Here is a 3669-nt window from a genome sequence, read left to right on the forward strand (position 1 = left end):
CAACTGATGGGGTCCACCTCAATAGTCACAATAGTACGTGAAGGAGTTGTTTGGAATACAGCACCGGGCAATACCCAAGTACCTAACAACATATTGAAAGCGGAGACCTGAACGGAAAAGTGGCATGTTCCATTTTGGAACGTGCCACCCGATAGGGCTCAGCCGAAGCAGAACCCCACCTGTAGCTGCATCGATCGTAAGCGTCCGGCCATCACACCTTGTCAGGCGTAGCCGGCTTCCAGTTGTGGGTTGTGGGGCAATAGCTCGTCGATGGCGTTGTTCTTCTGCGTCGGCAGGCGGGTCAGCACATCCTTCAGATAGGCATAGGGATCATGACCGTTCAGCTTGGCAGACTGGATCAGGGTCATCACCGCAGCCGCACGTTGACCACTGCGTAGTGATCCCGCGAACAGCCAGTTGCTGCGCCCCAGCGCCCAGGGGCGGATCTGGTTTTCCACCCAGTTGTTGTCGATGGGCACAGCACCATCGTCCAGGTAGCGCGTCAGCGCTTCCCAGCGTTTGAGGCTGTAATCCAGGGCTTTGGCCGTTCCGGAACCATCCGGCACCTTCTGTCGATGCGACAGCATCCACTGATGCAGTGCGTCAGCAAGTGGTTTGGTTCTGGTTTGTCGGATTTCCCGGCGCTTATCCGGCGGCAGGTCTTTGGTTTCCCGTTCGGTCTCGTACAGTCCGCCGATGTATTCCAGGGCTTTGGCCGCCAGTTCGCTCTTGTTGGCTTCGTGAAGGTCATAGAACTTGCGCCGGGCGTGGGCCATACAGCCGATTTCAATGATGCCGTTGCCGAACCCGGCCTTGTAGCCGGCGTAGTCGTCACACACCAGTTTGCCCTGCCAGTCACCCAGGAAGGTGCGGGCGTGTTCACCCGCCCGGCTGGGTGCGAAGTCGTAAACGGTGACTTTCAGGTCCGAGAATGGCGTGGCGCAATAAGCCCAGACGTAGGCCTTGTGGGTTTTCTTCTTGCCCGGGGCCAGCATGCTGACCGGGGTTTCATCGGCGTGCAGAACGCCGTGTTCCAGCAAGGTGTTTCTCAGCGCATCCGCCAGGGGTTGCAACTGCACACCGCAGGCACCCACCCATTCGGCGAGTGTCGAACGTGGGATTTCGAGGCCGGCGCGGCCGAAGATGCGTTCCTGACGGTACAGTGGCAGGTGGTCCGCATACTTGGCCACCAGGACCTGAGCCAGCAGACCGGCGGTGGGGATGCCCTTGTCGATCACTTGCGGGGGTACCGGTGCCTGGATCAGGGTTTCGCATTTGTCGCAGGCCCATTTGCCCCGGATATGGCGCTCCACCGTGAACTCGCCTGGTACGTAGTCGAGCTTCTCACTGACGTCCTCGCCAATACGCTTGAGCTGGCAGCCACACTGGCATTGGGTATTGTCCGGTTCGTGGTGGATCAGGGTGCGGGGCAGTTCCGGTGGCAGTGGGGTCCGCTTGGGTTTTTGCTTTGGCCGGGCAGCTTTCTGCTCCTCGGTCATCACCTGTTCAAGCTCGGCTTCGATGGCCGCCAGGTCACTGTCGATCAGCTCATCTAGCAGCTTTCCCTGAACCGCATTGAGTTGTTCGCTGCGCCGGGCATACTTGTGGCGCTTGAGGATGGCCACTTCGTGAGTCAGCTTCTCGATGATGGCATTGCGGCGCACCAACTCCCGCTCCCATCATGGATCAGCACCTTCATCCGATTGCCTCGCTTGTTGGCGAACAGGTAGGCGCAATGGGGTTTAGCCGAACCGAATACCTGAATAACCCGCGCCAGGGCCTTGTCGGGTCCGGCCCGCATATCCAGCGGTTCGGTGGCCAGCCAGATCTCATCAATGCGGATCATCCCAACAGATCCCGAAGCAAAGCCGCACACTGATGAGCTTGCTCCGCAGGCCACTCCACCACAACCGCACCACCGGCGCGGGGAATCTCAATGCGGATGGTGCTACGCTTGTCTGAAACGGATTCGTTGCTCGGTGCAGAGGCCACTGCAGGCAGACGGACCGGAACGAATCCAGGTGTTTCCGGTGTTTTACCCGCTCTTCGCGCTTCGCTCATCCAGCGCCGGACCATGTTGGCGTTGAGGCCGTTATCCAGCGAAATCCGGGAAACAGACGCCCCGGGCTTCAAACATTCGGCGACGATACGAGCCTTCAGCTCTTTAGAGTAACGACGACGTTTTTGGTAGGGCTTGGTTACGCTTATGTTGGTCATGTTAAGTGTCCACTTAAAAATAAGTGGACACTATCCTGACGGCCGCAGCGCCTGGCTCAAGATGGGTTTACCGGACGGTTACAGCATTCCAACCAGGGGGGTTCAATCCACGCGCCCGCGAGAGGCGCGACTAGCGAACATCTCGCTTGACGGACGCGGCAAGGCGTTTCAATCCACGCGCCCGCGAGGGGCGCGACGGCAGCGGTAAGGCTTACCAAACTGTATGCCGAGTTTCAATCCACGCGCCCGCGAGGGGCGCGACATTCAGGGGGCGGTGCATGGCGGGTTCAAGTCTGTTTCAATCCACGCGCCCGCGAGGGGCGCGACCTCATCCATCAGGCCGGCAACGCAGTCTTCAATCAGTTTCAATCCACGCGCCCGCGAGGGGCGCGACCTGGCTGGAACATTTGAGGGATTGGGCTGAAGCTGTTTCAATCCACGCGCCCGCGAGGGGCGCGACGGTGGATTAAGTGCAGCGAGCGGTTGCCGACAGAAGTTTCAATCCACGCGCCCGCGAGGGGCGCGACCGGTACACCCGGCAGACAACGACACGATCCTGAGCGTTTCAATCCACGCGCCCGCGAGGGGCGCGACACTGCAGCACTTCGTTTTTCGTGATCAGGTTTAGTGTTTCAATCCACGCGCCCGCGAGGGGCGCGACAAGTACGGTTCACAGAAGCACAGCGTATTGTCGAAGTTTCAATCCACGCGCCCGCGAGGGGCGCGACACGTTGGAAGCAATCTCCTGGCGGGGGATCTCGTCGTTTCAATCCACGCGCCCGCGAGGGGCGCGACCGGCGTAGGCCAGCGGGTTGCGGTCGTACTGATCGTAGTTTCAATCCACGCGCCCGCGAGGGGCGCGACCTGACGGTTCATTTCCTTGGTCAGCAGCCCGACTTCTGTTTCAATCCACGCGCCCGCGAGGGGCGCGACACGACAACCGCCCATGGCGCCACCTGTACAACCGGTTTCAATCCACGCGCCCGCGAGGGGCGCGACTCAAAGAGGCGCAAGCCGACCAAGCGCGGGGCAAGTTTCAATCCACGCGCCCGCGAGGGGCGCGACAGGCTGCGCTCTGAAATCTCGTCGCGTATCTCCTGTTTCAATCCACGCGCCCGCGAGGGGCGCGACTTCAGCACCGCAAGAAATCCAAAGCCAAAAAAACTGTTTCAATCCACGCGCCCGCGAGGGGCGCGACTTGACGCCGGAGAGGATGCCGGCGAAGAAGTCTCAGTTTCAATCCACGCGCCCGCGAGGGGCGCGACCATTATCCGGGCCGGCTCTGCATACCGATACTGCGGTTTCAATCCACGCGCCCGCGAGGGGCGCGACTACCGGTACCACGCCCTGAGCGCACACGAAGACGTGTTTCAATCCACGCGCCCGCGAGGGGCGCGACCATCGAGTGCTCAGACATTGAGGCGCCCTGGTGTGTTTCAATCCACGCGCCCG

2 protein-coding genes, 1 pseudogene and 1 CRISPR repeat array are annotated in these 3669 nt (G+C 60.7%); all 3 genes and pseudogenes read right to left on the reverse strand.

The window, feature by feature from the left end; all coding sequences use genetic code 11:
- Positions 1-221: 221 nt before the first annotated feature.
- A pseudogene (gene tnpC / locus Q668_RS14410) lies at positions 222-1673 on the reverse strand (IS66 family transposase); the annotation flags it as partial.
- Positions 1634-1846 carry an IS66 family insertion sequence element accessory protein TnpB gene (gene tnpB, locus Q668_RS16955; protein WP_022990332.1) on the reverse strand — a complete coding sequence of 71 codons (213 nt, stop codon included), beginning with the start codon at positions 1844-1846 and terminating at the stop codon, positions 1634-1636. The pseudogene tnpC and the gene tnpB, both read right to left, overlap by 40 nt.
- Positions 1843-2217 carry an IS66-like element accessory protein TnpA gene (gene tnpA / locus Q668_RS14415; protein WP_022990333.1) on the reverse strand — a complete coding sequence of 125 codons (375 nt, stop codon included), beginning with the start codon at positions 2215-2217 and terminating at the stop codon, positions 1843-1845. The genes tnpB and tnpA overlap by 4 nt, the downstream gene beginning before the upstream one ends.
- A gap of 99 nt (positions 2218-2316) precedes the next feature.
- A CRISPR array of direct repeats spans positions 2317-3616; the repeat unit is 32 nt; unit sequence GTTTCAATCCACGCGCCCGCGAGGGGCGCGAC.
- Positions 3617-3669: the final 53 nt, after the last annotated feature.

The organism is Marinobacter sp. ES-1 (assembly GCF_000475255.1).
GTDB lineage: Bacteria > Pseudomonadota > Gammaproteobacteria > Pseudomonadales > Oleiphilaceae > Marinobacter > Marinobacter vinifirmus.

Coding starts and splice junctions, on each gene's coding strand:
- tnpB (WP_022990332.1), bottom strand. CDS start 1,846: ATGATCCGCATTGATGAGATCTGGCTGGCCACCGAACCGCTGGATATG.
- tnpA (WP_022990333.1), bottom strand. CDS start 2,217: ATGACCAACATAAGCGTAACCAAGCCCTACCAAAAACGTCGTCGTTAC.